General features: G+C 48.5%; 23 protein-coding genes. 5 read left to right on the forward strand and 18 right to left on the reverse strand.

The annotated features are described in order from the left end of the window. A complete protein-coding gene (locus V8Q34_RS08925; RefSeq protein WP_054352897.1) occupies positions 1-1,575 on the reverse strand; it encodes a ClC family H(+)/Cl(-) exchange transporter in 1,575 nt (524 codons plus the stop codon). 204 nt (positions 1,576-1,779) lie between these two features. On the opposite strand from V8Q34_RS08925, the gene V8Q34_RS08930 reads away from it, so the two are divergent. Both V8Q34_RS08930 and V8Q34_RS08935 read left to right on the forward strand, forming a co-directional pair. Next, positions 1,780-2,175: a DUF1292 domain-containing protein gene (locus V8Q34_RS08930; protein WP_033143280.1), complete on the forward strand. Its 396-nt coding sequence runs from the start codon at positions 1,780-1,782 to the stop codon at positions 2,173-2,175. 43 nt (positions 2,176-2,218) lie between these two features. After that, entirely contained in the window at positions 2,219-3,112 is an 894-nt protein-coding gene (locus V8Q34_RS08935) for an amidohydrolase family protein (RefSeq protein WP_052099679.1), read from the forward strand. Positions 3,113-3,405: 293 nt separating this feature from the next. Here the strand turns inward: V8Q34_RS08935 and V8Q34_RS08940 are convergent, their stop codons facing one another. Next, positions 3,406-4,296 (reverse strand): hypothetical protein, encoded by an 891-nt coding sequence (locus V8Q34_RS08940; protein ID WP_335835252.1) that lies wholly within the window; start codon positions 4,294-4,296, stop codon positions 3,406-3,408. A gap of 486 nt (positions 4,297-4,782) precedes the next feature. Continuing rightward, entirely contained in the window at positions 4,783-5,961 is a 1,179-nt protein-coding gene (fabV, locus tag V8Q34_RS08945) for an enoyl-ACP reductase FabV (protein WP_033143282.1), read from the reverse strand. Positions 5,962-6,167: 206 nt separating this feature from the next. Here fabV and V8Q34_RS08950 point away from each other — a divergent pair, with 206 nt between their 5' ends. The 3 genes from V8Q34_RS08950 (at position 6,168) to V8Q34_RS08960 (ending at position 9,139) form a co-directional block, all read left to right on the forward strand. Further along, positions 6,168-6,761 (forward strand): TetR/AcrR family transcriptional regulator, encoded by a 594-nt coding sequence (locus V8Q34_RS08950; RefSeq protein ID WP_103731762.1) that lies wholly within the window; start codon positions 6,168-6,170, stop codon positions 6,759-6,761. After that, positions 6,758-7,522, forward strand: coding sequence for a nucleoside phosphorylase (locus tag V8Q34_RS08955; protein WP_103731761.1), 765 nt, complete (start codon positions 6,758-6,760; stop codon positions 7,520-7,522). Before V8Q34_RS08950 ends, V8Q34_RS08955 begins: the two co-directional genes overlap by 4 nt. 243 nt (positions 7,523-7,765) lie before the next feature. Continuing rightward, complete coding sequence (locus V8Q34_RS08960; RefSeq protein ID WP_103731760.1) at positions 7,766-9,139, forward strand: sensor domain-containing diguanylate cyclase; 1,374 nt, start codon at positions 7,766-7,768, stop codon at positions 9,137-9,139. Between the two features lie 90 nt (positions 9,140-9,229). Here V8Q34_RS08960 and V8Q34_RS08965 read toward each other — a convergent pair whose 3' ends face one another. The 15 genes from V8Q34_RS08965 to rimP all read right to left on the reverse strand — a co-directional run bounded on the left by V8Q34_RS08965 (position 9,230) and on the right by rimP (position 24,183). Beyond that, positions 9,230-9,742, reverse strand: a complete 513-nt coding sequence (locus V8Q34_RS08965) for a deoxyuridine 5'-triphosphate nucleotidohydrolase (RefSeq protein WP_033143311.1) — start codon at positions 9,740-9,742, stop codon at positions 9,230-9,232. 25 nt (positions 9,743-9,767) lie between these two features. After that, positions 9,768-10,259, reverse strand: a complete 492-nt coding sequence (gene nrdG / locus V8Q34_RS08970) for an anaerobic ribonucleoside-triphosphate reductase activating protein (protein ID WP_033143286.1) — start codon at positions 10,257-10,259, stop codon at positions 9,768-9,770. A 103-nt stretch (positions 10,260-10,362) separates the two neighbouring features. After that, the gene (locus V8Q34_RS08975) at positions 10,363-12,459 is read right to left on the reverse strand and encodes a polyribonucleotide nucleotidyltransferase (protein ID WP_033143287.1); all 2,097 of its coding nucleotides are present in this window, start codon (positions 12,457-12,459) and stop codon (positions 10,363-10,365) included. A 153-nt stretch (positions 12,460-12,612) separates the two neighbouring features. Then, complete coding sequence (gene rpsO / locus V8Q34_RS08980) at positions 12,613-12,879, reverse strand: 30S ribosomal protein S15 (RefSeq protein ID WP_033143288.1); 267 nt, start codon at positions 12,877-12,879, stop codon at positions 12,613-12,615. A gap of 132 nt (positions 12,880-13,011) precedes the next feature. Further along, entirely contained in the window at positions 13,012-13,764 is a 753-nt protein-coding gene (locus V8Q34_RS08985; protein ID WP_033143289.1) for a C40 family peptidase, read from the reverse strand. A gap of 166 nt (positions 13,765-13,930) precedes the next feature. Beyond that, complete coding sequence (locus V8Q34_RS08990; RefSeq protein ID WP_033143290.1) at positions 13,931-15,589, reverse strand: Na/Pi cotransporter family protein; 1,659 nt, start codon at positions 15,587-15,589, stop codon at positions 13,931-13,933. A gap of 66 nt (positions 15,590-15,655) precedes the next feature. Beyond that, positions 15,656-16,582 (reverse strand): bifunctional riboflavin kinase/FAD synthetase, encoded by a 927-nt coding sequence (locus V8Q34_RS08995; protein WP_335835253.1) that lies wholly within the window; start codon positions 16,580-16,582, stop codon positions 15,656-15,658. Continuing rightward, positions 16,579-17,499: a tRNA pseudouridine(55) synthase TruB gene (gene truB / locus V8Q34_RS09000; protein WP_335835254.1), complete on the reverse strand. Its 921-nt coding sequence runs from the start codon at positions 17,497-17,499 to the stop codon at positions 16,579-16,581. The genes V8Q34_RS08995 and truB overlap by 4 nt, the downstream gene beginning before the upstream one ends. After that, complete coding sequence (locus tag V8Q34_RS09005) at positions 17,492-18,457, reverse strand: DHH family phosphoesterase (protein WP_033143293.1); 966 nt, start codon at positions 18,455-18,457, stop codon at positions 17,492-17,494. The genes truB and V8Q34_RS09005 overlap by 8 nt, the downstream gene beginning before the upstream one ends. Continuing rightward, entirely contained in the window at positions 18,438-18,833 is a 396-nt protein-coding gene (gene rbfA / locus V8Q34_RS09010) for a 30S ribosome-binding factor RbfA (RefSeq protein WP_033143294.1), read from the reverse strand. The genes V8Q34_RS09005 and rbfA overlap by 20 nt, the downstream gene beginning before the upstream one ends. 10 nt (positions 18,834-18,843) lie before the next feature. Next, positions 18,844-21,888: a translation initiation factor IF-2 gene (gene infB / locus V8Q34_RS09015; protein WP_335835255.1), complete on the reverse strand. Its 3,045-nt coding sequence runs from the start codon at positions 21,886-21,888 to the stop codon at positions 18,844-18,846. A gap of 15 nt (positions 21,889-21,903) precedes the next feature. Further along, a complete protein-coding gene (locus tag V8Q34_RS09020) occupies positions 21,904-22,248 on the reverse strand; it encodes a L7Ae/L30e/S12e/Gadd45 family ribosomal protein (RefSeq protein WP_390424989.1) in 345 nt (114 codons plus the stop codon). Next, the gene (gene rnpM, locus V8Q34_RS09025) at positions 22,205-22,483 is read right to left on the reverse strand and encodes an RNase P modulator RnpM (protein ID WP_033143297.1); all 279 of its coding nucleotides are present in this window, start codon (positions 22,481-22,483) and stop codon (positions 22,205-22,207) included. Before rnpM ends, V8Q34_RS09020 begins: the two co-directional genes overlap by 44 nt. A gap of 8 nt (positions 22,484-22,491) precedes the next feature. Next, positions 22,492-23,673, reverse strand: a complete 1,182-nt coding sequence (gene nusA / locus V8Q34_RS09030) for a transcription termination factor NusA (RefSeq protein ID WP_033143298.1) — start codon at positions 23,671-23,673, stop codon at positions 22,492-22,494. A 45-nt stretch (positions 23,674-23,718) separates the two neighbouring features. After that, the gene (gene rimP / locus V8Q34_RS09035) at positions 23,719-24,183 is read right to left on the reverse strand and encodes a ribosome maturation factor RimP (protein WP_033143299.1); all 465 of its coding nucleotides are present in this window, start codon (positions 24,181-24,183) and stop codon (positions 23,719-23,721) included. Positions 24,184-24,482: the final 299 nt, after the last annotated feature.

The raw sequence follows: 24,482 nt of genomic DNA on the forward strand, positions 1-24,482 counted from the left end.
TCATTTCAATCTCTCTTGTTCCGAACACAGTGCCTCCATCCTGTCATGTACTCCCGGCGCGTCCTGTTCATCTGTCATGGTGATAATGGTATCACTTGCCATCAATATGGTGCGCCCCTTTGGAATCAGCTCTGCACCGTTTCTCTGCACTGCCACCAGAAGGCAGTTTTTCGGCCATTCGATCTGCTGCACCATTTTATTCTGCAGCTCACAGTTATGGCGGACCACAAATTCCTGTAAAATCTTCTCACCTGTTTTCTCCGGCACCGGCTCGCCCCGCTTTCTCAGCAGATTTTCCAGAAGGCTCTCATAAATAGGCTGCGATTTCACCGCAGTTGCCACCAGAAAGGCCACGATGGACACCAGGGACAGGGACAGCATCTGGCTGACACTGCCTGTCATCTCAAAGATCAGGATAATACCTGTAATGGGTGCCCGCACGATCGCAGTAAAATACCCGGCCATGGCCAACATGATCAGATTGTTCAGATAATGGGCATCAAGTCCCAGAAACTGCACGGCAAAGGTTCCGTATGCCCCGCCGATCAAAGCCCCCAGTACCAGCAGCGGAAAGAAAATCCCTCCCGGCGCGCCGGAACCAAAGGAAATGACAGAAAATAAAAGCTTCATCACAAAAAGCAGAAGGATGGTCTTCAGCATCACATTGCCCTCTGTGATAATATCAATAATATTATGCCCGCTGCCCAGGATTTCAGGCATGATAAGGCCCAGCGCCCCGGCCAGCAGAAAGGGAATAAGAAGCCTGGTCGTCTCAGCCCTCTTCCCCCGGATTTTCCCAAACAGGGACTGCACAAACAAGGTCAGCTTATTATAAAAGGCGCCCATCAGTCCCAAAATGATCCCCAGCACAATAATATGTCCGTAATACTTTGCCGGAATAGAGCCTGTTATCTCAAACTGAAATACAGAACGGAATCCCAAAAATCTGGAGGATATGTAATCTGCCGTGATGGACGCTGTCATGACAGACACCAGCACGGATACAGAAAAGTTCTTGTGGATCTCCTCCAGTGAAAACATCACACCTGCCAGAGGTGCATGGAACGCAGCCGAAAGTCCGGCACTTGCGCCACAGGTGAGCAGGAATTTTTCTTCTGTCTTGCTCCTGTCCAGTACCTTTGATACTGCCTTTCCTGCCATGGCCCCAATCTGGATGGACGGACCCTCTCTTCCCAGAGACAGCCCCGCAAAGAGTGACAAAAAGCCGCCCAGAAATTTTGCAGGCAGCACTCTCCACCAGACCTGATTTAATTTACCTGCCATCTCTCCTTCCACCTGGGGAATACCGCTCCCGGAGATAAATGACTCATATTTTACAAGACGCCCTACAACACAGGCGAGAATGAATAAAACAACAAACCAGCCTCCCGCAGCCAGTGGATATTTTCTTCCATATGCAAGGACAACGTTCATGCCCCTGCCCGCGTACTCCAGAAGTACCCGGTATAAAAGGACCACAAGTCCGGCTACGATTCCCACCAGGAATCCCTCTGCTGTCAGAATGGACTTAAAATGCTCTGCTCTCTTGATCACATAGGAAGTGTCCCGCTTCACAATGATTCCTCCCTCTTTGGTACCTTACTGTTACACTGGTCTTCTTCTGAAGACTACTCTCATTATACGTGTGACCCCATAAAATTGCAATCGCCAATTCGTAACTGTTGCAATCTTTTCCCTAATCTGATAGTATGAAAGCAGTCAAAATGCGGTTCTTGGCCGTATTTTGAATACTGATAGAAAAGAAGAGAGGTAACACATATGAGTGAAGAAACATTCACAGCAAATATCGGCGGCTGCGACCCCAGCGACTGCGCTACCTGCAGCTCCAACTGCTCCAGCGCCGGCAAAGGTTCTATTCCCAGGGTTCCGAACCCAACCATCAAACTGACTCTGGAGGATAACACAGTCCTGGAGTGTGCCGTTCTCACCACTTTCCCGGTGGAGGACTTCGGTGAGTTCATTGCTCTTGTTCCCCTTGACAAGGATGGCAAAAGTACATCCGGGGAGACTTATCTGTTCCGCTATGCGGAGGACGAGGAAGGCAACCCTGTGGTGACCAATATCGAGCGGGAGGATGAATACATGGCTGCTGCTGAGAGCTTCCATGAATTTATCGCCAATCTTCCAAGCGAGCAGGATATGGAAGAAAAATGATCAGGGTTCTGTAATTAAATATTTTTCATGGGGAGGATCTGCCATGCATGATTTTAAGATCTGGGACAGCCATGTCCATCTCTTTCCCCCTGAGGTCTATGAGAACTGGGAGAAATACGCTGCCAGGGACAACTGGTTTGCCCTTCTCACAAAGAAGCCGGAAAACGGCAAGGGGACCGAGGAGGCCTGGGCCAACGCCGAGGAAGCTCTGGAATGCGCAGACAAAGCCGGTATTTACGGCCTTGTCATGCAGGGATGGTATTGGAATGATGAGGGACTCATGACCCTGCACAATGATTATATGGCTGATATGATGAAACGCCATCCCAAGAGGCTGAAAGGCTTTCTTTCCATTAATCCCAAATTCCGGGAAAAAGCCATCGCCGAAATTGAACGGTGTGCCAAGCTGGGCTTTACCGGCATAGGCGAACTTGGCCCCGGGGGAAATGGATATGATTTTGAGGATTCTGATTTTATAGATGTTCTGGAATGCGCACAGCACTATGGTCTTGCTGTATGCATCCACTGCGGGGAACCGGTGGGACATGCCTATCCGGGCAGGGACTTTACCAGTCTGGCCCCTATACCCGGACTGGTGAAGAAATATCCTGATTTGAAGCTCATTCTGGCCCACATGGGCGGCGGACTTCCCTTCTATGAAATGAACCCAAAATATCAGGGCAAATTCCAAAATGTCTGCTATGACACAGCCGCCAATCCCCTGCTGTACCACATCCGCAGTTTTCGCTCCGTCATCTCCATGATCGGCAGTAAAAGGCTGCTGTTTGGAAGTGATTTTCCGCTGCTGCTCTATCCCTCCAAATGCAGGGAGATGGATTTTTCCATGTTTGTGGAGGATATCCGGTCAAACGCCGGGCTTACGGAGGAAGAGTGGCATGATGTGATGGGCGGTAATCTGATTCGTTTTCTGGAATGATGCGGATGGTCAATGATAGGATAGGTTAATGATGTGATGAATCCTGTGGGTTCCTTGCATAAATCTGATTTTTAAAGAAATGAGGCTTTCATTGTACGGAAGCAGGGATATGGTATAGCCAGCCGGGACTTCATGAAATTTGCGCAGTTGGATAAAAATAACTGCGGCAAAGCGCATGAAGAATCCGGCTGGCTTTTTTATGTTGTTTTTGGTAACTGTTCAGTCAGGTCTGCGCATTTACTGCGCTGACCGTGCAAAAGAGTAGTGGCGGCAGGTATTCGCAGCATGGATTTCTATTTCAGTTCTTTGATCCTCTCCAGTGGGATATCCAGCTTTTCTGCTATTACCTCCGGGGGCAGAACATCAAGAAAACTGACCGCCGCTTTTTCCAGTCCCATCTGTTTTCCTCGCCTTTCACCTCTTTTTTCACCTCTTTTCTCACCTTTTCGTTCTCCTTCCCTTTCTGCATCTTCCGTCAGCATACTGTACAGCCACGTCATACTCAACACCTCCTTAATTTCTTCCAATTCCTCTTTTTCCAGAAATTTTTCCGCCAGTGTGTACAAAATAGATTCTGTCTTCTTAACCTCCTGCGTGACCTCCTGGCTGACCGTTAGGCGAAAGGCCCGTTCCATCCTGTCTTTCTGGGATGTCTCGCCTCCCAGTAATGGAAGCAGGGAAAGCTTTGCCAGATCTTTTCTTGAGAGTTTCCTGCCCTCTCCCTGTTTCTTCTCCAGCTTTTTCAGAAGTTTGTCTCCGTCTCTGTCAGACAGCATCACAGGAACCACTTTGTAAGTATTTTTACCGCATTTCATGCTGGTAACAGGATGTTTTACACTGCCGCTGTATATAACATAGGTCACAACGTCAATCCCATACTGATAGCTGATAATACTCTCATATAGCCGGAACCGTCTCATATCCTCGATTCCCCCATCCCTGCTCTGAAACTCCAGATGACCGCAGGTATCATCCTCCATAATGAGGTTTAAATCCTCATAAAATTTTTTCAGTTCCAGATGGATACTCTCTGTAGGAGCTATCCTTCTGACCTTCTGTTTCACACCCGCCATGGGCAGCAGTTCCCTGGCGAAGAAGGACACGGCGGTCTTCATGGCCTTGTCCTCATGTTCTGAATGTGCCGGGAACTTCTCACGCACAGCAGGGGGCCTGGATTTTTTCACTGTACCTCCTTACAGGCACTCTGAAAAAACATCCGCTTATATAGCACTGCATTCACTGCATTTGTAAATATACACAGACAGACTGCATCTCTTTTTTATACTATAGCAAATTATCATTTTGCAGGCAATGGTTTTACCATGATTTTTTTATATTTTGGGAAATTTCGTCCTGAATAGGACATATAAGACTTTTTTATAAGATAAGGAAATAAAAAACAGGTCAAAGCGGATCCTCTTTACAGAGAGTACCACTGTCCCCAAATGCTGAATCACCATAGAAAAGGAGTTGTCCATGAGCTGCATACTGCAGGTGCTGTTAGTTATAAAGTATATGAAATTATCCGGAAAAAAGCAAGTGTTATTTTCCACAAGGCCTTTTCAGGCCATAGGCATGTAACTCCCGCGGCAGCCAGCGCGATATGGAGCAGCTTGCTCCATATCTGTGCAGCACGAAACGTGCTGCCGGGTGCCAAGGGAACGCCCAGCCTATACCAAGCTCGGAATTTCCACCTGTATCTCCACATCTCTGCTGTAATCCACATTGTCCAAATGGAAACCGAACATATGGTAGAAGTCTTCCCAGTATCCTTCGATATCAGAAAGTTTCTCCACATTCTCCGTATTCACTTCTTTCCAGCAGTCCATGACAGCACCCTGTACCTGAGGTGCCAGCTCCCAGTCATCCATGCGGATGCGGCCCTGTGGGTCTGTGGGAATCTCCGCAGCAAAAAGTTTGTCATGGAACAGGCGTGAAATCTGTTCAATACATCCCTCATGTGTGCCCTGTTCCTTCATCACCTTATACAGAATGGCAAAATAAAGAGGCACGATAGGAATAGCTGCACTGGCCTGTGTCACAAGGGCTTTGTTCACAGAAATATATGCCTGAATACCCGGATGTTTCTCGTGTATCCTGCCTGCTGTCTCTGTCAGATGCTTTTTGGCCTGTCCGATGGTTCCCTCTGTATAGATGGGATAAGTAAGTTCCGGTCCGATGTAGGAGTACGCCACTGTCACAGCATGGTCAGCCAGCACGCCGGCATCTGTCAGGGCATCCATCCAGTCCATCCAGTCCTCACCGCCCATAACTTTGATGGTTCCCTCCAGCTCCTCCTCATTTGCAGGCTCTACTGTCTTGGTCACAATTGTATTGTTTCTCAGATCCAGGCTCTTCTCCGTGAAAGCACCTGTTGTCGTCTTCAGAGTGGAGGACCATGTTTTGTTGTCCGCAGTCGTCCTTCTCGGTGCCGCCAAGCTGTAGATCACCATGTCAACCTGTCCCAGGTCCGCCCGGATCATGTCAATTGCCTGCTGTTTTACTTCCGCTGAGAAGGCGTCTCCATTGATGGATTTTGCATAGAGTCCTTCCTCCTGTGCAAGCTCCTCAAAGGCTGCCGTGTTGTACCAGCCCGGCGTTGCTGTCCGTTTGCCATTGGACGGCTTTTCAAACATGATTCCAATGGTGGCTGCCTGACATGCAAAAGCCGCCGTAATTCTGCTTGCCAGTCCATATCCTGTGGAAGCACCGATTACCAGTACCTTTTTCGGTCCGCATACCTGGCCCTTTTCCTTCACATATGCAATCTGCCTTTTCACATTTTCCCGGCATCCTTCCGGATGTGCTGTTGTACAGATAAATTCTCTTACCTTAGGTTCAACGATCATTATCCTATCCTCCGACTTTTTATTATCTGAAAGCTGAAATTTCTTTCTACTTACTTTTATCTTCTAATAGTTTGATTACCAAAGTATATTATCATAAATACACATGAAATGCAACCCGGTAATTATATTCTGTTTCCTTATTGACAAAGCGACATAGATGTCGCATAATAAAAGCAACACACGTGTCGCAAATGAGGTAATATCCAATGGGAACAAAAGGTGAAAAAACAAAACATTTTATCTGTGAAGCCGCATTCCGGCTTTTTGCGGAAAAGGGTTTCAAAGATGTAACTATGAAAGATATCTGCGAGAAAACCGGGCTCAGCCGCGGGGGCCTGTACCGCCACTATGACAGCACCAGCCAGATATTTCTGGAACTCATCCACACACTGATGGCAGACCAGCAGAACGAATTTGAAGAGAAAATAAAAGCAAAGGTCCCTGCGCGGGAAATCCTGCTCCATGTGCTGGACCGCTATGAAACGGAAATGCTTGACCGGGAACATTCTCTCAGCATTGCGATCTACGAGTTTTTCAGCGGCCCTTCTGTATCGAAAAGCAGCAATTCCATACAGCAGCAGTATGAGGCCTCTAAGGAGATGTGGACTGCCCTCATCCGTTACGGGATACAGACAGGTGAGTTCTCTCCGGTCAGCCCGGAAGCAGTCTATGACCTGATCGTTTTTTCTTACCAGGGTGTCCGCATGTACAGCAGGCTCATGGAAATAGAGGAGACCATACCGAAGAACATTACCAGCCAGATCAAATCTCTGTTATTAAAAGAAAGGGAAAAGAAATGAAAACAGTCTTTTACAGAAAAGAACGCCCCGGCCGGGCATTTATCAACCCGACAGATACCGTTGCCCCCGTATCCGGTTTTCCGAACATCTGCGTATCCACATACTCCCGGATAATCATTGAAAAATTTGCTGCCCTGGAAGGTGTGGAAGTCATTTCGCATCTGTATACAGCCAATGGAGCCATACCCATCTATAAAATCCCTTACGGCGGCAGTGAAATCGCATTTTATATGTCGCCGGTAGGCGCACCTGCATGTGTGAGCTGCTTTGAGGAGGCAGCAGCCATGGGTGCTGAAAAATTTGTTTTCTTCGGATGCTGCGGCATTCTGAATGATGAGGCCGTAAAAAACAGGCTTATCATACCAACAGGAGTCATACGCGATGAGGGGACCAGCTACCACTACCTTCCTCCCACAGAGGAACTGCAGCCTGACAGCCATTCCACGGAAGTCTTAAAAAGCTGCATGGAAAAATACGGATTTCCCTACGCCTGCGGCAAAATCTGGACAACAGATGCTATATACCGGGAGACGCCCCAGGAGATAGCCGCCTGGAAAGAAGCCGGGTGCATCGGTGTGGAGATGGAGTATTCCGCCCTGCTGGCAGCCGCAGCATACCGGAATCTGCCGCTCATCCAGTTCTTCTATGGAGCAGACAGCCTGGATAATCCCACATGGCAGCCCCGGGACCTGACCGACTGGGGGCTTTCAGGCGCAGAAACATACATGACCCTTGCCTTTGCATGCGGACTGGCTATGTAATGAACGGATATCTGTTCTGATGCCGCAGCCGTCTAAAAAATTCGGCACATCCATGGGGATGACCGCATGAATGTACAGCAGCAATCCGTTTCCTGCCGCTGCTGTACTAAATCTTTCCCTTTCCTATTTGACATATGCCATCTTAACTATTAGAATAAAAGAAAATGTTATGTATGACCCGATAAAAACCGGGCAGGCTGCACAGGATTCTTACCTGTCCGGCCTGAAAAGAAAGGGAATGCAATGACGGATAGAGAAAAGATAATACAGGTGTTCTATGATTATGAGGATGGAGGTCTTGTTTCCCTGGATCTGAACAAAATCTTGAACTGCCTGGATGAAACTCTGATAGGCATCGGAATCGGAGAACAGGGATTTGTCACTTCCAAAGAGGATGTTCGTCAGGTCTTTACCACCGGCCTGAAAAATAATACCGATACAAAGCATTCTCTGTCCTTTGAACAGATTCATGTTCTGATACACGAGGAGGGTTTTGCCAACCTCTGTGCAAAGGTCATTGTCAGGGCTGAAAAGGAAAATAACGTGTCCATCAGTCAGTTCCTGCAGTCACTGACTTTAGTCCGCAGAGGAAAAGACTGGAAAATCTGTGCCCTCCATGCCTCCTCTCCCATCGTAACAGAGGAGAGTGTAGAGGCATATCCCTTGAAATTTGCCGAAAAAACCCTGCAGAGCCTGAAAGAAAAAATCGGTGAGGAGGCATATCTGGCTGAGGAGCAGTACCGGCAGGCTGTGCTGGCTGATACTGTAGCTTTCTACATCATCAATTTTTCCAAGGACGTCTTTGAAAAATGCCAATTAAATGGTGATTTATGCGCTTTTGTGGAGCCGCAGACTCCCTATGAGCAGTTTATATGTGATAAACTGCCGCAGTATGTGGCCTCGGAAGACCGGGCATATTTTCTGGAAACCCTGTCGCTGGCAAGTATAAAGGCTGCTTTTGAAGCCGAAAAAAAAGAACTGAGCTGCGAATACCGCTTTCTGTGTCCTGACAGCTCTGTGCTCTGGATGGTCACCACTGTACGGCTTATCACAGATGTAGTGACCGGCGACAAAAAAGGCATCATGTACGTAAAGGACATTGACGCCGGTAAACGAAGAGAGCTGGAGATGATTGAAAAAGCAGACAGGGATGAGATGACAGGCGTTCTCAACAAGGCCGCATTTATCCGTTCTGTCACAGATTCTCTTCTCTTAAGTACAGGAACTCCTGCTTTTGTCATGCTGGACATCGACAATTTTAAATCCATCAATGACACCAAAGGCCATCCGGCAGGGGACCTGGTGCTGATGGCTATTGCCGGTATTTTGAAGGATATTTTTGCCGCTGATGGTATTGTTGGACGTCTGGGAGGCGACGAGTTCGCGGTTTTCCTTCCGGGTACTCATACACAGGATGCACTTACCGCAAGGCTGGAACAGGTACTGGAACAGGTCAAAAGCGTAAAACAGTGCAATAAGGCTCCGTCAAATGTGACCTGCAGTATCGGCGTGACGTTCTGTGACGATAAGAGGAGTATTGAGGAAATCTATAAAAATGCAGACGATGCCCTGTACCGCGCAAAGCAAAACGGCAAAAACCAAATCACATTTTTCTGATAATACAATATATAAAAACTCCCCCTTAAACAGATTTTGGTTCTTTATCTTGTCTGCTTAAGGGGGTATAGAGTAAACTACTCAGTCTATTTATTTGGTTGTACTACCAAATCCTCCGTTTCGAATCTCACACACGTCGTCATCCACGGTAATCCCGTATTCCACAAAGATTCCCTGCGCAAATCCGGTACCTGCTTCCACGCATACGGTTTTTCCCTCATTGGAATCATTTGTTATTTTCACAAAAATATGACCCTCATTGTCTGAATGAAAATAATCGCTGTCTATGATACCAACTGTATTGTTTAGCTGCAGACGATATTTAAATCCCAGTCCGCTTCTCGGATACAATTTAAGGACCCATCCCTCATCCATCTCCGCGCGCACGCCGGTAGGGATCTTCACCGTCTCACCGGGTTTCAGCTCAAAGGAGAGGGGGCTGTAAAAATCATAGCCCGCACTTCCTGCGGTTGCTCTTTTTGGGAGTTTTATGCTGTCGTATACGGTATTGATCTCCTCTTCTGTCACCTCACCAAAGGTGTCTTTCCATCCCTCTGCAAACTGTTCTCTGCTCACTTTATGAAATTTTGCAATTCTTCTCATAGTCATCTCCTGTATGTTTTTTATTTTAATCTGCATGCAGTACCACATTTCCCTCTTCCAGGGATCTCTGCACATCAATCACCCTCTGGTTGGAACTGCCTTTCCATTTCAGGGCAATATCCTTCTTCTCCGCCACAAACCTGCCGTCCACCAGCACGTCCAGGTATCTCAGAATCTCTTTTCCCTGTAGTTCTTCCCACAGGTATCCGGTGTAAAGCCATATAGTCTTGGCCGGATATTTTTCCCTGATCTCTTTTGCAAATGCCGTCACTTCCGGCTCGTTCTGAAAATACAGCGGGTCCCCGCCGGAAAATGTGATTCCGGATATGTAGCTTTTACCCAATTGCTCGAAAATCTCTTCTTTCGCTGCCTCATCAAATGCAAGACCGCTTTCCGGGTCCCAGGTGATGGGATTCTGGCAGTCCTTGCAGCAGTGGGAACAGCCGGATACCCATAAGACTACCCGCAGGCCATCCCCGTTCAGCATGTCATCTTTCGTGATGTTATGATATCTCATGAAACTTCCCTCCTGCCGTAACCGTTTCTATTCTCATGAAAAAAGGAGAGGACCGGCAGTCCGGATACAGGCTGCCTGGCTCTCCCCTCAATATTTTTACGAATTACTGTGCGTCCTTCGGCACGTCCTTGATGCTGAAGCTGATTCTTCCCATCTTGTCCTTGCCCATGCAGATTACCTTTACCTTGTCTCCAAGTGTCAGGACATCCTCTACGCGGTTGATTCTCTCTTTGGCAATTTTGGAAATGTGAACCATACCCTCTTTGCCCGGAGCAAATTCCAGGAATGCACCAAAGTCTTTGATGCTTACCACCTTGCCTGAATAGATCTGGCCTTCCACGAAGTCTGTGGTGATGACCTTCACATAGTGAAGTGCTTTATCCATCATCTTCTGGTCTGTGCCGCAGACAGAAACTGCACCTGTATCATCAATGTCAATTTTAACGCCTGTCTCGTCGATGATCGCGTTGATCGTTTTTCCTCTCTGGCCTACCACGTCACCAATCTTCTCCGGATCGATCTGGATCTGGATGATCTTCGGTGCGTACTCATTCACGTGGTCTCTCGGAGCCGGAATACATTTTTCCATAACTTCTGTCAGGATGTACTCTCTGGCTTCTTTTGTTCTGGCAATAGCCTCCTCAATGATTGGTCTTGTCAGTCCGTGGATCTTAATATCCATCTGGATCGCTGTGATGCCGTCATGTGTACCGGCTACCTTAAAGTCCATATCTCCGAAGAAATCTTCAAGACCCTGGATATCTGTCAGAACAATATAATCATCATCTGTGTCGCCTGTCACCAGACCGCAGGAGATACCGGCTACCGGTTTCTTAATGGGAACACCTGCTGCCATCAGGGACATGGTGGATGCACAGATACTTGCCTGTGATGTGGAACCGTTGGACTCAAAAGTCTCAGATACGGTACGGATCGCATACGGGAACTCCTCTGTTGCTGGAAGCACCGGTACCAGCGCACGTTCAGCAAGAGCACCATGACCGATCTCACGGCGTCCCGGACCTCTGGATGGTTTTGTCTCACCTACAGAATAGGACGGGAAATTATAGTGGTGCATATAGCGTTTGCTTGTCTCAAACTCATCCAGTCCGTCCAGTCTCTGTGCCTCGGAAAGAGGAGCCAGAGTGGTGATGGTACAAATCTGCGTCTGTCCGCGGGTGAACATAGCGGAACCGTGAACGCGCGGAATCAGGTCTGTCTCTGCTGCCAGAGGACGAATCTGTCTGATCTCACGGCCGTCCGGACGCTTATGGTCTCTGAGGATCATCTTGCGGACTGTCTTTTTCTGGTACTGGTAAACAGCATCCGGAATCAGTGCCAGCCACTCTTCGTTCTCAGCAAAAGCCTCTTCCAGCTTTTCTGTGATCGCGCGGATGTTGCCTTCTCTTGTCTGCTTGTCATCTGTAAACACAGCTTCTTCCATGGCTTCCGGTGTCACCACCTCTTTGATCGCCGCAAACAGTTCTTCCGGAACTGCACAGCTCTCATACGTGTGTTTTTCTTTTCCGCATTCTGCCACGATCTTATCTATAAATGCAATGATCTCACGGTTCACTTCATGAGCCAGGAAAATTGCCTCGATCATCTTGTCTTCCGGAATCTCGTTGGCTCCGGCTTCGATCATGATCACTTTTTCTCTTGTGGATGCAACGGTAAGCTGCAGGTCTGAGATATCTTTCTGTGCCAGTGTGGGGTTCACGATCAGTTCCCCGCCGATCATTCCGATCATGGTTGCCGCACAGGGACCATCAAAAGGAATATCGGAAATACAGGTAGCGATAGAAGAACCCAGCATAGCAACGACCTCAGGGTTGCACTCAGGGTCTACGGACATTACCATGTTGTTCAGGGTAACGTCATTTCTGTAATCCTTTGGGAACAGAGGACGCATAGGACGGTCAATGACACGTGAAGTCAGGATGGCATGCTCACTGGCCTTTCCTTCTCTCTTGTTAAATCCTCCCGGAATTTTTCCGACTGCATATAATTTCTCTTCGTACTCAACGCTCAGCGGGAAGAAATCAATTCCCTCTCTCGGTTTGTCAGAAGCTGTCGCCGTAGATAATACGGTGGTGTCTCCGTAATGCATGAATGCTGCGCCGTTTGCCTGCTTAGCCACACGGTCAATGTCAACCGTCAGGGTTCTGCCTGCAAGTTCCATGGTAAAACTCTTGTACATATTATTTCTCCTTTACATTCTTCGGCGATGCGCTGTCCGAAACAACTGAAAAATGCATTTCCCTGTAAGGAAATACCCTTTTCAGTGGTCTCGGTTCCAGTATCTTCGCCGTGATAAAATGGGGCGGAATACTCCGCCCCTAGGTTTGACTGATTATTTTCTAAGACCTAACTTCTCGATCAAAGTACGGTATCTCTCAATATCAGTTTTCTTCAGATAAGCAAGTAAACCACGTCTCTGACCTACCATTTTCAGAAGACCTCTTCTGGAGTGATGATCTTTGTGGTTTGTCTTTAAGTGCTCTGTCAGTTCCTCAATCCTTGCTGTTAAAACTGCAACCTGCACTTCCGGTGAACCTGTGTCGCCCGGTGTTCTTGCATATTCTGCCATGATAGCCTGTTTCTTTTCTTTAGAAATCATTGTATGTTCCTCCATATTCTTTTTATAATCGCCTCTGATTAAGAAACGGTCGGAGTTTCCAATTCCTGAATCAGGGCTGTGCTCATACTGGTTTAGTATAGCATAACAGTCCGTAGTTGTAAAGATGCATTTTCAGAAAAAACGCACGCCCCAGACAGCCTGTTCCCTGTACAGATCAGACACTTTTATACCTGTGGCGGAACTGCTGGCATGGACCACCTGTCCATCGCCGATGTACATGACCACATGATAAATATACCCGTTTTCCGAGTAAAAGATCAGGTCCCCGGGAAGTGCTTCCTCCACGGATATTCTCTGTCCCGCGTTTGCCTGGTCTGCTGCCACCCTGGGGATATCCACGCCAAAATCATTGTAAAGGGTCTGCACAAAACCGGAGCAGTCCGCGCCGTTTGTCAGGCTTGTCCCACCCCAGACATAGGGATTCCCCACAAACTGAAGGGCATAATTGACCAAAGACGTGCGCACGTCCGAGGGGTTGATAACAGGCACCGGCTCCGGGTCATCCACCGGATATGCCAGCACCGGCTCTGTAAGCCCCGTCATCTCCAGATAATCCGCCTCATTGGTGCCCAGCATATCCAGATACAGGTTGCACACATACCCTGTCATCTCCCCGGAGCTGATATAAGACCATTCTCCCTCTGTGCTCTCCACATAACAGAGCCCGTCCTTGGGGAGTTTGCCGATGATGGCAGCATCCGTACCTGCCCCCTCCCTGATATTCAGACAGCTATCCACATCTGCCACGGCACAACACTGCTCTGTGGGAACGTTCTCTGCCGGTTCTGCCATGACTGGCACTGCTGCCAGAAGCATACCGGTACCTGCCAGTGTATAACTGATTTTTTTCATAAAATTCTGCATAAAATACTCCTTTTCAAAAAACCATCATTCCTTCCGGCCGTACTTTGCCGGGCCGGACGCAAAAAGCCCGCGGCGCTTCTGCCGCAGGCTTTTTCTTTGGTATTCAGGACAATAAAAGCATATCTTTTATTGTATTATAGAGTATTGCCTGTATTTTACGATTTTATTACGATTTCATTACAATTCTCTTATCTTCTTCCGGTTCTTCGTCCAGAATGGAGAATGCAATGTTTGTTGCATGGTCAGCCACACGCTCCAGACCGGAAATCAGGTCTGAATAGATCATGCTGGCGTCGGGTGTACATTCATTTCTGGTAAGACGCTGTATATGGGTCTCCTGGAGATGTCTCTCCATCTCATCAATGCTGTCCTCCAGCTCCAGGATCTCCTGGAGATGCTTCTGGCTATTATGGGAGAACATGTCCATGGAGTAAGTCATGATCCTTATAACCTTGTCCATCATTTCAGCCAGCTCCTTCTGGGCCGCCGGACTGAACTCGATATTTTTCTCCCTGCGCTCAATGGCTGCGTCTGCCACATTCTCCGCATGGTCTCCGATTCTCTCAATATCGTTCACCACATGGAAAAGGCCGCCGATGCTCTTGATATCATCAATGGGCAGCGTGCTCTGGTTGATGGCGATCAGATAATCCGTGATGGCGTGGTTCATATAATCAATATGTTTTTCCACCCGGTAGACCTCTGCGATCTCCTCCTCATCCATTGTGATCAGCGCATTCATCGCTCTGTTTAAATTGGTGATAGCCATATTACCCATTCTCTCCAGCTCTTTTGTAGCTTCCACTACAGCCGTACTGGGTGAGAATACATTGGTGGGACCTATGTATTCCAGCTTGAAGCCGCCGTCTGTGGCCTCTTCGTCCTTTCCGGGAACGAAGAGATAGGTCATCTTTACAATGGCACCGGAGAACGGCAGTAAAATCAACACCTGGAAAACTTTGAACAGGGTGTGGGCATTTGCCACGCTCCGTCCTATGTTGCCTCCGGAAAGTGTGGTGATCATATTCTCTACCCAGCTCTCTCCCAGCAGAAGCATTACCGCCATGATCACTGTACCGATCACGTTGAACAGAAAATGGATCAGCGCCGCGCGTTTTGCATCTTTGTTTCCATTGAGGCTTGCCAGCAGTGCGGAAGTACACGCACCGATATTACATCCCAAAATGATGTAGAAGCAGATTCCCAGCGGAAGCAGACCCTGCTGCGCCATCAAAAGCAGTATGCTGACCGTTACCGATGAGCTCTGGATAATGGCAGTGATGAGAAATCCGATGAAAATACCCAAAAACGGATTTTTCAGATTGGAGAGCAGGCTGATGATAAATGGTGATTCCTTCAGGCCCGCCATGCTTCCCGACATGAGTGAAAGTCCCATGAACAGCACGCCAAAGCCCAAAATGACCTCACCGACCTTTTTCACCTTCTCCTTCTTGCAGAACATGACAATAATCACGCCCAGCATCAAAAATACCGGGGCAATCTGGGAAAGGTTAAAAGCTACAAGCTGTGATGTGATGGTGGTACCGATATTGGCACCCATGATCACGCCTGCCGCCTGGTAAAGATTCATAAGCCCTGCATTTACAAAGCTGACTACCATTACTGTGGTTGCACTGGATGACTGGATGATGGCACAGAAAATCATACCGAACAGCATTCCCACAACCTTGTTTTTTGTAAAGAAAGCCAGAAAACTACGCATCTTTGCTCCCGCGGCCTTCTCAATGCTGTCACTCATCACCCGCATGCCGTACAGGAACAACCCTAAACCGCCTATCAGCGTCAAAATGTTTCCTACGTTCATTCTTATCTCCTTGGTAAAAAAGATTTCGTTATAAACTATAATAGAAAATCTGAGGTTTGTCCATCATTATTTGTCAAACGCTTTGAAAAAATCTCGACCTTTTTGGACATCCACATCCAATTGTCCCTTTAATTCCTGAAGGGAGGCGAATTTTCTCTCCGGCCTCAAATAGCGGTAAAAACGCACCTCTGCGTCCTGTCCGTACAAGTCCTCGTCACAGTCAAAAAGGTATGTCTCCACACCCAGAAAATGTTCCGCAACTGTGGGCTTATACCCTACGTTGGTAATTCCCTGGTATATTTTGTCACTAATGCGGGAACGGGTGATATAGACACCGTTGGGCGGCAGTTTCTTACAGACCGGAGGGATCAGGTTGGCAGTGGGGACGCCTATGGTACGCCCAAGCTGCCGCCCGTGCACGATCTCACCTCTGGTAAAATACACATATCCCAGAAGCTCATTGACCTTTTCCATATTTCCCTTTTCCAGTTCTTCCCGCACATAGGTGCTGCTGATCTCCCGGCTGCCGTCTTTTAATTTTTTCACTACGTCAACGGTAAATCCGTAAGTTTCTCCCATTTTTCGCAAAAGTTCGGGGGAACCTGCCCTGTCGTGCCCGAATCTGAAATCAGGGCCCACAGCCAGATACCTCACATGCATGCGGTTCACCAGGAACTCTTTTACAAATTCCTCTGCTTCCATGTGCATGAGCGTATCGGTAAAAGGACACTCCACCAGAATATCCATTCCCCGCTCACAGGCCAGCTCCTCCCGTTCCTCGTTGGTCAGAAGTCCCTTTGCAGGGGTATGTAGAAGCCTCACCACAGGCGACACGTCAAAAGTAAAGATAACCGCCTTACAGTTATCTTCTTTTTTCTCCCGTATGCAGTTCATAAGCTTCTGATGTCCTCTGTGCAGCCCGTCGAATTTTCCGAGGGTGACTGCACTTGTCTCCCCCTCGCCAAGCCGTGGCACATCTGTTGTATATATCATGGTGTCTCCTTTCTGCTCTCCGCAAAATCCTCCAGGGTGCAGAACATGGTAATCAGCCGAAACTGTTTTTTCTTCTCTTCAAATTCATACAGGCCGATAAAACGCCGGCTGCTGTCGTACATGCGGACTCTGGTGCCGTCCTCCATGACGCATTTGGCGGGAACCGCATTTCCGTTGCGGAGCATTTTGTCAAAACACGCCGGTGCCTGTATCTCTCCGTATTGGGAAAACATCTGCTCAATTGTGACAACATGGGACAGGACCGTGCCTGCTTCTGCCGCCTTCTCCACCTCTGAAAGCTTCAGGGCATCCTTCACGTCAAAGCGCTCCACACGGGTGCGCAGCAAACTTTCCATACAGCCGCCGCAGCCCAGCTTCTGACCGATGTCATGACACAGGGTCCTGATATAAGTACCCTTGGAGCAGGTAACCGAAAACCGCACAAGCGGAAGATTCATCTCGAGAATATCAATCCCGTAAAATACCACGCGGCGCGGCTTTCTCTCCACTTCTTTTCCCTCACGGGCAAGCTCGTAAAGCTTCCTGCCGTTTACCTTTAAAGCAGAATACATGGGAGGGATCTGCTGCTGCTCTCCGAGAAAGCTCTCGATACAGGCGCGCACGCCCGAAGGGTCGGCACAGACCTCTTTTTCCTCCAGCACAGTGCCTGTCATGTCCTGGGTATCTGTGGTGATCCCCAGATGCAGCACCGCCTCATATGTCTTCTGCTTATCTGTCAGAAGGTCACACAGCTTTGTGGCCTTTCCCAGACATACCGGGAGAACACCCTCCGCGTCCGGGTCCAGCGTACCTGTATGGCCAATCTTCTTTTGTCTTAAAATGCCCCGAAGCTTTGCCACAACGTCGTGGGATGTATACCCCTTTTCCTTGTATATGTTAATAACTCCGTTAATCACAGCATTTTTCCTTTATCTGTTTTTCTATATGTCCGGTCAGATTGTTGATCACGTCATAGACAGAGCCCTGCATGGTGCAGCCCGCTGCCTTCACATGGCCGCCGCCTGAAAAATAGCTGGCTACCATATTGACATCCACAGGACCGTTGGAGCGCATGCTCACTTTAAATTCCTGTGTCTTTACTTCATACAAAAAGACTGCAACTTCCACACCTTTTGTGATGCGGAGCTGGTCAACAATACCGTCTAAATCCTTTGGTTCCACACCGTAGAATTCCATATCGCGCTTTCTGATACACCCGATGATGCATTTTCCGTTCAGCAGCATAATGCTCTCCATCAGGCATCTGCCCAGGATCTGGTTCTGCACATAGCTTTTCCGGTAAAAGGTCTCATCAATGATCCTTGTAAAATCAATCCCTTTTTCCATGAGCTTTGCGGCAATGCGCATGGTCTCCGGAGTGGCAGAGGAAAATTTGAACACACCGGTGTCATGGGCCATCCCCATATAGATGGCCTCTGCCGCCTGCTTTGACACTTTTTCCTCATCCAGAAGACCAAACAGCACCTCTGACGCGGAGCTTACATCCGGCTTCACCACATTGATATCACCAAAGCCCTTATTGCTCACATGATGGTCAATGCAGATTCGTTTCCGCGCTTTCTGATACGCTTCAGATGCCACACCGATGCGGTCCGACGTGCTGGTGTCAATGAGAAAGAACACATCATACACCTCATCCCCGCCGCACACGGTCCTGATCTCATCCAGATGTGAGATCAGGGAAAAGGCATCCCTGGGCTGTTCCAGATAGACATCTGTCTCAATCTCCGGATAATTTTCGCGCAGATAGAGGTAAAGCCCCATGCAGGAGCCTACACAGTCACCGTCCGGACGAACGTGTCCGGCGATGGCTGCCCTCTTGATTCCCTTCAGTTCACTCGCTATCTTCTCCATCCTCATGCACCTCCGATGCTGTGTCTTTTCTGCTGACCTCATCAATCAGCTTAGACATGGTTACGCCATATTCAATGGATTCGTCCAGAATAAACCGGATCTCAGGCGTATTTCTCAGGTTCACCGTCTTGGCAAGCTGCCTGCGGATATAGCTTTCCGCACTGCGAAGCCCTGCTAAGGTGTCCTTTTTCGCTTCTGCATCGCCAAGCACACTGATATATGCCTTGCAGGTTTTAAGGTCCGGCGCAACTTCCACTGCCGTGACGCTTGTCATAGGCTGGATGCGCGGGTCCTTGATACCGTTGCGGATGATCTCTGCCAGTTCTTTGTGAACCTCAGCATTCACCCGTGTATTTTTAATACTGTTTTTTCTCATAAAAGCTCTCCTATCTCGGCACTTCCACCATAATGTAAGCTTCTACCCTGTCTTCTTCCAAAACGTCGTTGAAGTCCTCGAATACGAGACCGCATTCATAACCTGCTTTTACTTCTTTTACATCATCTTTGAAGCGCTTCAGAGATGCCAGAACACCTTCGTAAATCTGTTCTTCGCCCCTGGTGATGCGGACCTTGCAGTTTCTCTGGAACATACCGTCCAGAACATAGCCGCCGGCAATGGTACCCACTCCGGATGCCTTGAATGTCTGACGTACTTCCGCATGGCCGATGACTTTCTCCTCGAATACCGGGTCCAGCATACCCTTCATGGCAGCTTCCACATCCTCGATGGCCTGATAGATGACACGGTACAGTCTTAAGTCAACACCCTCCTGCTCTGCAATGGCCTTAGCCGTAACATCCGGGCGTACATTGAAGCCGATGATAATGGCATTGGATGCGCTTGCAAGGGTAACATCAGATTCGTTGATGGCACCCACACCGCCGTGGATGACTTTCACCACAACCTCCTCGTTTGAAAGCTTCACAAGACTCTGTTTCACTGCTTCCACAGAACCCTGTACGTCGGCTTTTACGATCAGAGGAAGTTCTTTCAGATTACCTGCCTGAATCTGTGTGAACAGATCATCCAGGGACATCTTGGCTTTTGTCTCTTCCAGAAGACGGTTTTTATTTTCGGAAACAAAGGTAGCAGCAAAGTGTTTTGCCTCTTTGTCATTTTCTGTTGCAACCAGGATCTCTCCTGCGTTTGGCACGTCACTAAGACCCAGGATCTCTACCGGAGTGGACGGACCTGCCTCTTTTACTCTTCTTCCCTTGTCATCCATCATGGCACGGACTTTACCGGAGCATGCGCCGGCGGCAATGAAGTCACCTACACGCAGGGTTCCTTTCTGTACCAGGATCGTGGCAACAGGGCCTTTTCCTTTGTCAAGCTCTGCCTCGATCACGAGACCTCTTGCCATTCTCTTCGGATTGGCTTTCAGCTCTGAAACTTCCGCAGTCAGAAGGATCATCTCCAGAAGGGTCTCGATACCCTCCCCGGAATGTGCGGATACCGGTACAAAGATGGTGCTTCCGCCCCAGTCTTCCGGAATCAGCTCATACTCGGATAATTCCTGTTTTACTCTCTCAATATTGGCACTCGGCTTATCAATCTTGTTGATGGCAACAATGATCTCAACGCCTGCAGCCTTGGCATGGTTGATCGCTTCCACTGTCTGAGGCATCACACCGTCATCAGCGGCAACTACCAGGATCGCAATATCTGTAGCATTGGCACCGCGCATACGCATGGCAGTAAACGCCTCATGGCCCGGTGTGTCAAGGAAGGTGATCTTCTGATCATTGATGGTAACCACGTAAGCACCGATGTGCTGTGTGATACCGCCTGCCTCTCTGTCTGTCACATGGGTGTTTCTGATACAGTCCAGAAGAGATGTTTTACCATGGTCAACGTGGCCCATAACGCAGACTACCGGAGGTCTCGGAACCAGTAAGGAGGCATCTTCTTCATCCTCTTTCAGAAGTTCCGCGATCACATCTACCTTCTCTTCCGGTTCTGCGATGATATCGTACTCCAGAGCGATCTCCTGTGCCTTCTCAAAATCAATCTCATGGTTCACAGTGACCATGATACCGTCCATGAAAAGCTTCTTGACGATAACTGAGGGCTGCATTTTCATCTTCTCAGCCAGCTCGCGGATGGTCATTTTCTCCGGAAGCGTGATCTCTTTTACAACTTCCTTCTTCTCCTCCACCTTAGGCTGGGTGCTCGGTCTCTGCAGCGCTTTCGGCAGTCTCTGGTTCGGACGTCTTCCGCCTCCCTGGTTCGGGCGTTTTCCGGCTGCCTTTAAATCGTCTTTCTTGACATCCTTCTTCTTATTCTCACGGTTTAATTTGCGGCTGTCCTTCTCCACAAATTCCAGTTTGGGAGCATCTGCTTTGCCGCCTTTGTCTCTGTTAAATCCGCCGCCCTGACGGTTATCCGTACCTCTCTGACGGTTATCACCGAAGCGGTTCGGACCGGTGCCTGTTCTCGGACGATTATCACCGCCTCTGTTGTCGCTGCTGTAGCGCGGACGGTCACCTGTACCTGTTCTCGGACGGTTGTCACCGTTTCTGTTGTCGCTGCTGTAGCGCGGACGGTCGCTCGTACCTGTTCTCGGACGGTTGTCACCGTTTCTGTTGTCGCTGTTGTAACGCGGACGATCACCTGTGTTTGTTCTCGGACGGTTGTCACCGTTTCTGTTGTCGCTGCTGTAACGCGGACGGTCGCCTGTACCTGTTCTCGGACGGCTGTCACCGTTTCTGTTGTCGCTGTTATAGCGCGGACGATCGCCTGTGCCTGTTCTCGGGCGGCTGTCACCGTTTCTGTTGTCGCTGTTATAGCGCGGACGGTCGCCTGTGTTTGTTCTCGGGCGGCTGTCACCGTTTCTGTTGTCGCTATTGTAGCGCGGACGGTCGCCTGTGTTTGTTCTCGGGCGGCTGTCACCGTTTCTGTTGTCATTATTATAACGGTTCTGGCCGTCTCCGCTGCTGGTTCTTGGGCGGTTATCACTGTTTCTGTTATCGTTATTGTAACGATTCGGACGGTCTCCGTTTCTGTTGTCGCTGTTCGGACGATTATCTGTCCTGTTCTGAGTATTTGCTGTACTTTCCGTTTTCATTCCTCCCTGTGCCGGACGATTATTCCCCGGCTGGCTGCTGCTGTGCACACTGCCTGCTTCTGCAGGACGATTCTGTGTTTTTTGTTTTCTCTCAGGCATATGACTGGCGTTCTGCGGTCTGAAGACCTGGATCAGCTTTTTCTTTGGTTTCTCTTCTGCTGACGCCGCCGGCTTTGCAGAATCTGTGCTGGCTGCTGCCATATTTCCCTTTCTCAAGTTTGCTCGTATCATGCTCACGTGGTCATCCTCAAGGCTGCTCATGTGGCTTTTTACATCTATATTTTTGGATTTCAAAAAATCCATGACCTCCTTGTTGGTTTTATCTAATTCCCTTGCAATTTCATGCACTCTCAGTTTTGACATATATTGCCCTCCTTTTTATTTTCCCATCTGTTCCAGCTTTTTCTTCATCGCCACTGCGAAATTATCATCCGTCACACCCAGAGACGCGCGGTAATCCTTTCCAATGGCACCTCCCAACTCCTCCTTTGTTCCGACAACATACAGCGGCACCTTATAGTAAGTACACATGTCGGAAAACTTTTTTTTTGAATTATCTGATGCATCGCCTGCCACAAGGACAAGGCGCGCTTTTCCTGCCTTCACTGCTTTTTCCGTGGCAAACTCGCCGCTTACCACTCTTCCGGCTTTAGCCGCCAGTCCCAGAAGGGACAGTTCTTTACTGATGCTCAAGCTTATCAAACTCCTTTTCCAGGCTCTCATATACAGATACCGGAATCGCTGTCTTTAAAGAGCGCTCCAGTCCTCTGTTTTTGATGGCCTTCTGCAGGCATTCCTTGTCAAAACACAGATATGCCCCTCTGCCGTTCTTTCTGCCTGTGGCATCCAGAATGATCTCATCCTCCGGTGTCTTCAGAACACGGAGCATTTCCTTCTTGCTCTTCATCTCACCGCAGCCGGTACATTTCCGCATAGGGACTTTCCTGACCGTACCCATACTCTCACCTACTCTTCTTCACCGGGAAGCGGCAGATCGGAAGGTTCTTCATAGTTCTCTATTATGTCCTCTTCCCCGTATGCTTCCTCGTCGTAGCCTTCTTCTGTAAACTCTTCCTCTTCAAACTCTTCCTCATAGAAATCGAAATCACCGGACTCTCTGGCCTGTGTCTCGCTCTTTATATCGATTTTGAATCCTGTCAGCCTGGCTGCAAGTCTGGCATTCTGTCCCTCTTTGCCGATCGCCAGGGAGAGCTGGTAATCCGGAACAATGACCATAGCTGTCTTCTCATCCGGGTCAGCCATAACAGAGATGACTTTTGCGGGACTTAACGCATTCTCAATGAGAAGTGCCGGGTTGTCGCTCCAGTTGATAATATCAATCTTCTCGCCCCTTAACTCTTCCACAATAGCATTGACTCTGGCGCCGTTCATACCAACACAGGCACCCACGGGATCTACATCCGGGTCATTGCTCCACACAGCGATCTTCGTACGGGAGCCCGCTTCTCTGGCAATGCTCTTGATCTCCACCGTGCCGTCCTTCACCTCTGTGACCTCCGCCTCGAAAAGACGTTTCACCAGTTCCGGATGTGTCCTGGACACAAGGATCTTCGGTCCCTTGGGGGTATCTTTTACCTCCAGGATATACAGTTTGATCCTCTCTGTGGGGCGGAACACCTCTGTCTTCACCTGTTCGTTCTCTGTCAGGATGGCATCTGCCTTGCCCAGGTTGATGCTGTAGTTTCTGCCCAGGCTTCTCTGTACGATACCTGTCACAACATCTTTTTCCTTTCCGTAATACTGGTTGAAGATCACTTTTCTCTCTTCTTCACGGATTTTCTGCAGAATTACGTTCTTGGCATTCTGGGTGGCGATCCTTCCGAACTCCTTGGACTTGATCTCCACATTCACCACATCTCCCAGCTCATACTGGGAATTCATCATCTTGGCATTTGCCAGGCTGATCTCCATGACCGGGTCCATCACTTCCTCCACCACAGTCTTCTCCGCGTACACGCCGAAATCACAGGTCTCGGGGTTGATATTTACGTGCACATTGTCAGCCTTGCCGAAATGGTTCTTGCACGCCTGGATCAGGGACTGCTCAATGGCTTCCAAAAGCGTATCTTTGCTGATGGATTTCTCTTTTTCCAGAATATCCAGCGCCTCTAATAACTCTGTATTCATTTTTTTACATCCTCCTGAATTTCTTCTATATAATATCCACTGCTGTTAAAAGTCAAATGCCTGCCTGATCAGTGCAATGTCAGCCTTCAAAAAGGTGCGCTCCCCATCTTCATTCTCAATGGTCACGCTGTCCGCATCGTAGGCTTTCAGTATACCGTAGAATTCCTTCTCCCGGTCAATGGCACGGTAAGTTCTGATCTCCAGCTCTTTGCCCATGTTTCTTAAGTAGTCCTTTTCTTTTTTCAGTGGTCTTCCAAGACCCGGGGAACTCACTTCCATAATATAAGCAGTGTCGATAAAGTCTTCTTCATCCAGCTTTTCAGAAAATGCTCTGCTGACAACCTCACAGTCATCTACAGTAATGCCGCCTTCTTTGTCAATGTAGGCACGCAGATACCAGTTACTGCCTTCCTTCACATATTCCATATCCACAAGCTCAAACCCATTGCTCTCCAGTATGGGTGTTATCAGGGCTTCTGCTTTCTGCTCGTATTTTTCTCTCTGACTCATTCTTTCACCTTCTTCCGCATTTTCTGTCCGCTATTCGATAAAGTTATAACGGAACATTTATATTCGTGGCAACTTTATGGGTACTTAGTTTCCCACTACATAATAAGAGTGGACCGAAGGCCCACTCTTATGTTATCGTGATTATCAAGTTCTATACCAGAATACCACTAAAGCAGTAAAGTTGCAAGTGTTTTTATAACTATTCCTCCCACAACCACTATTCCGCGAGGTGTTTTGCGAAGCAAAATCCCGAGTTGGCCAGCGCCAAAATGCAATTTATTGCATTTTGTGTGCATCGC

The organism is Blautia sp. JLR.GB0024, assembly GCF_037000545.1.
Classification (GTDB): Bacteria; Bacillota; Clostridia; order Lachnospirales; family Lachnospiraceae; genus Blautia; species Blautia celeris.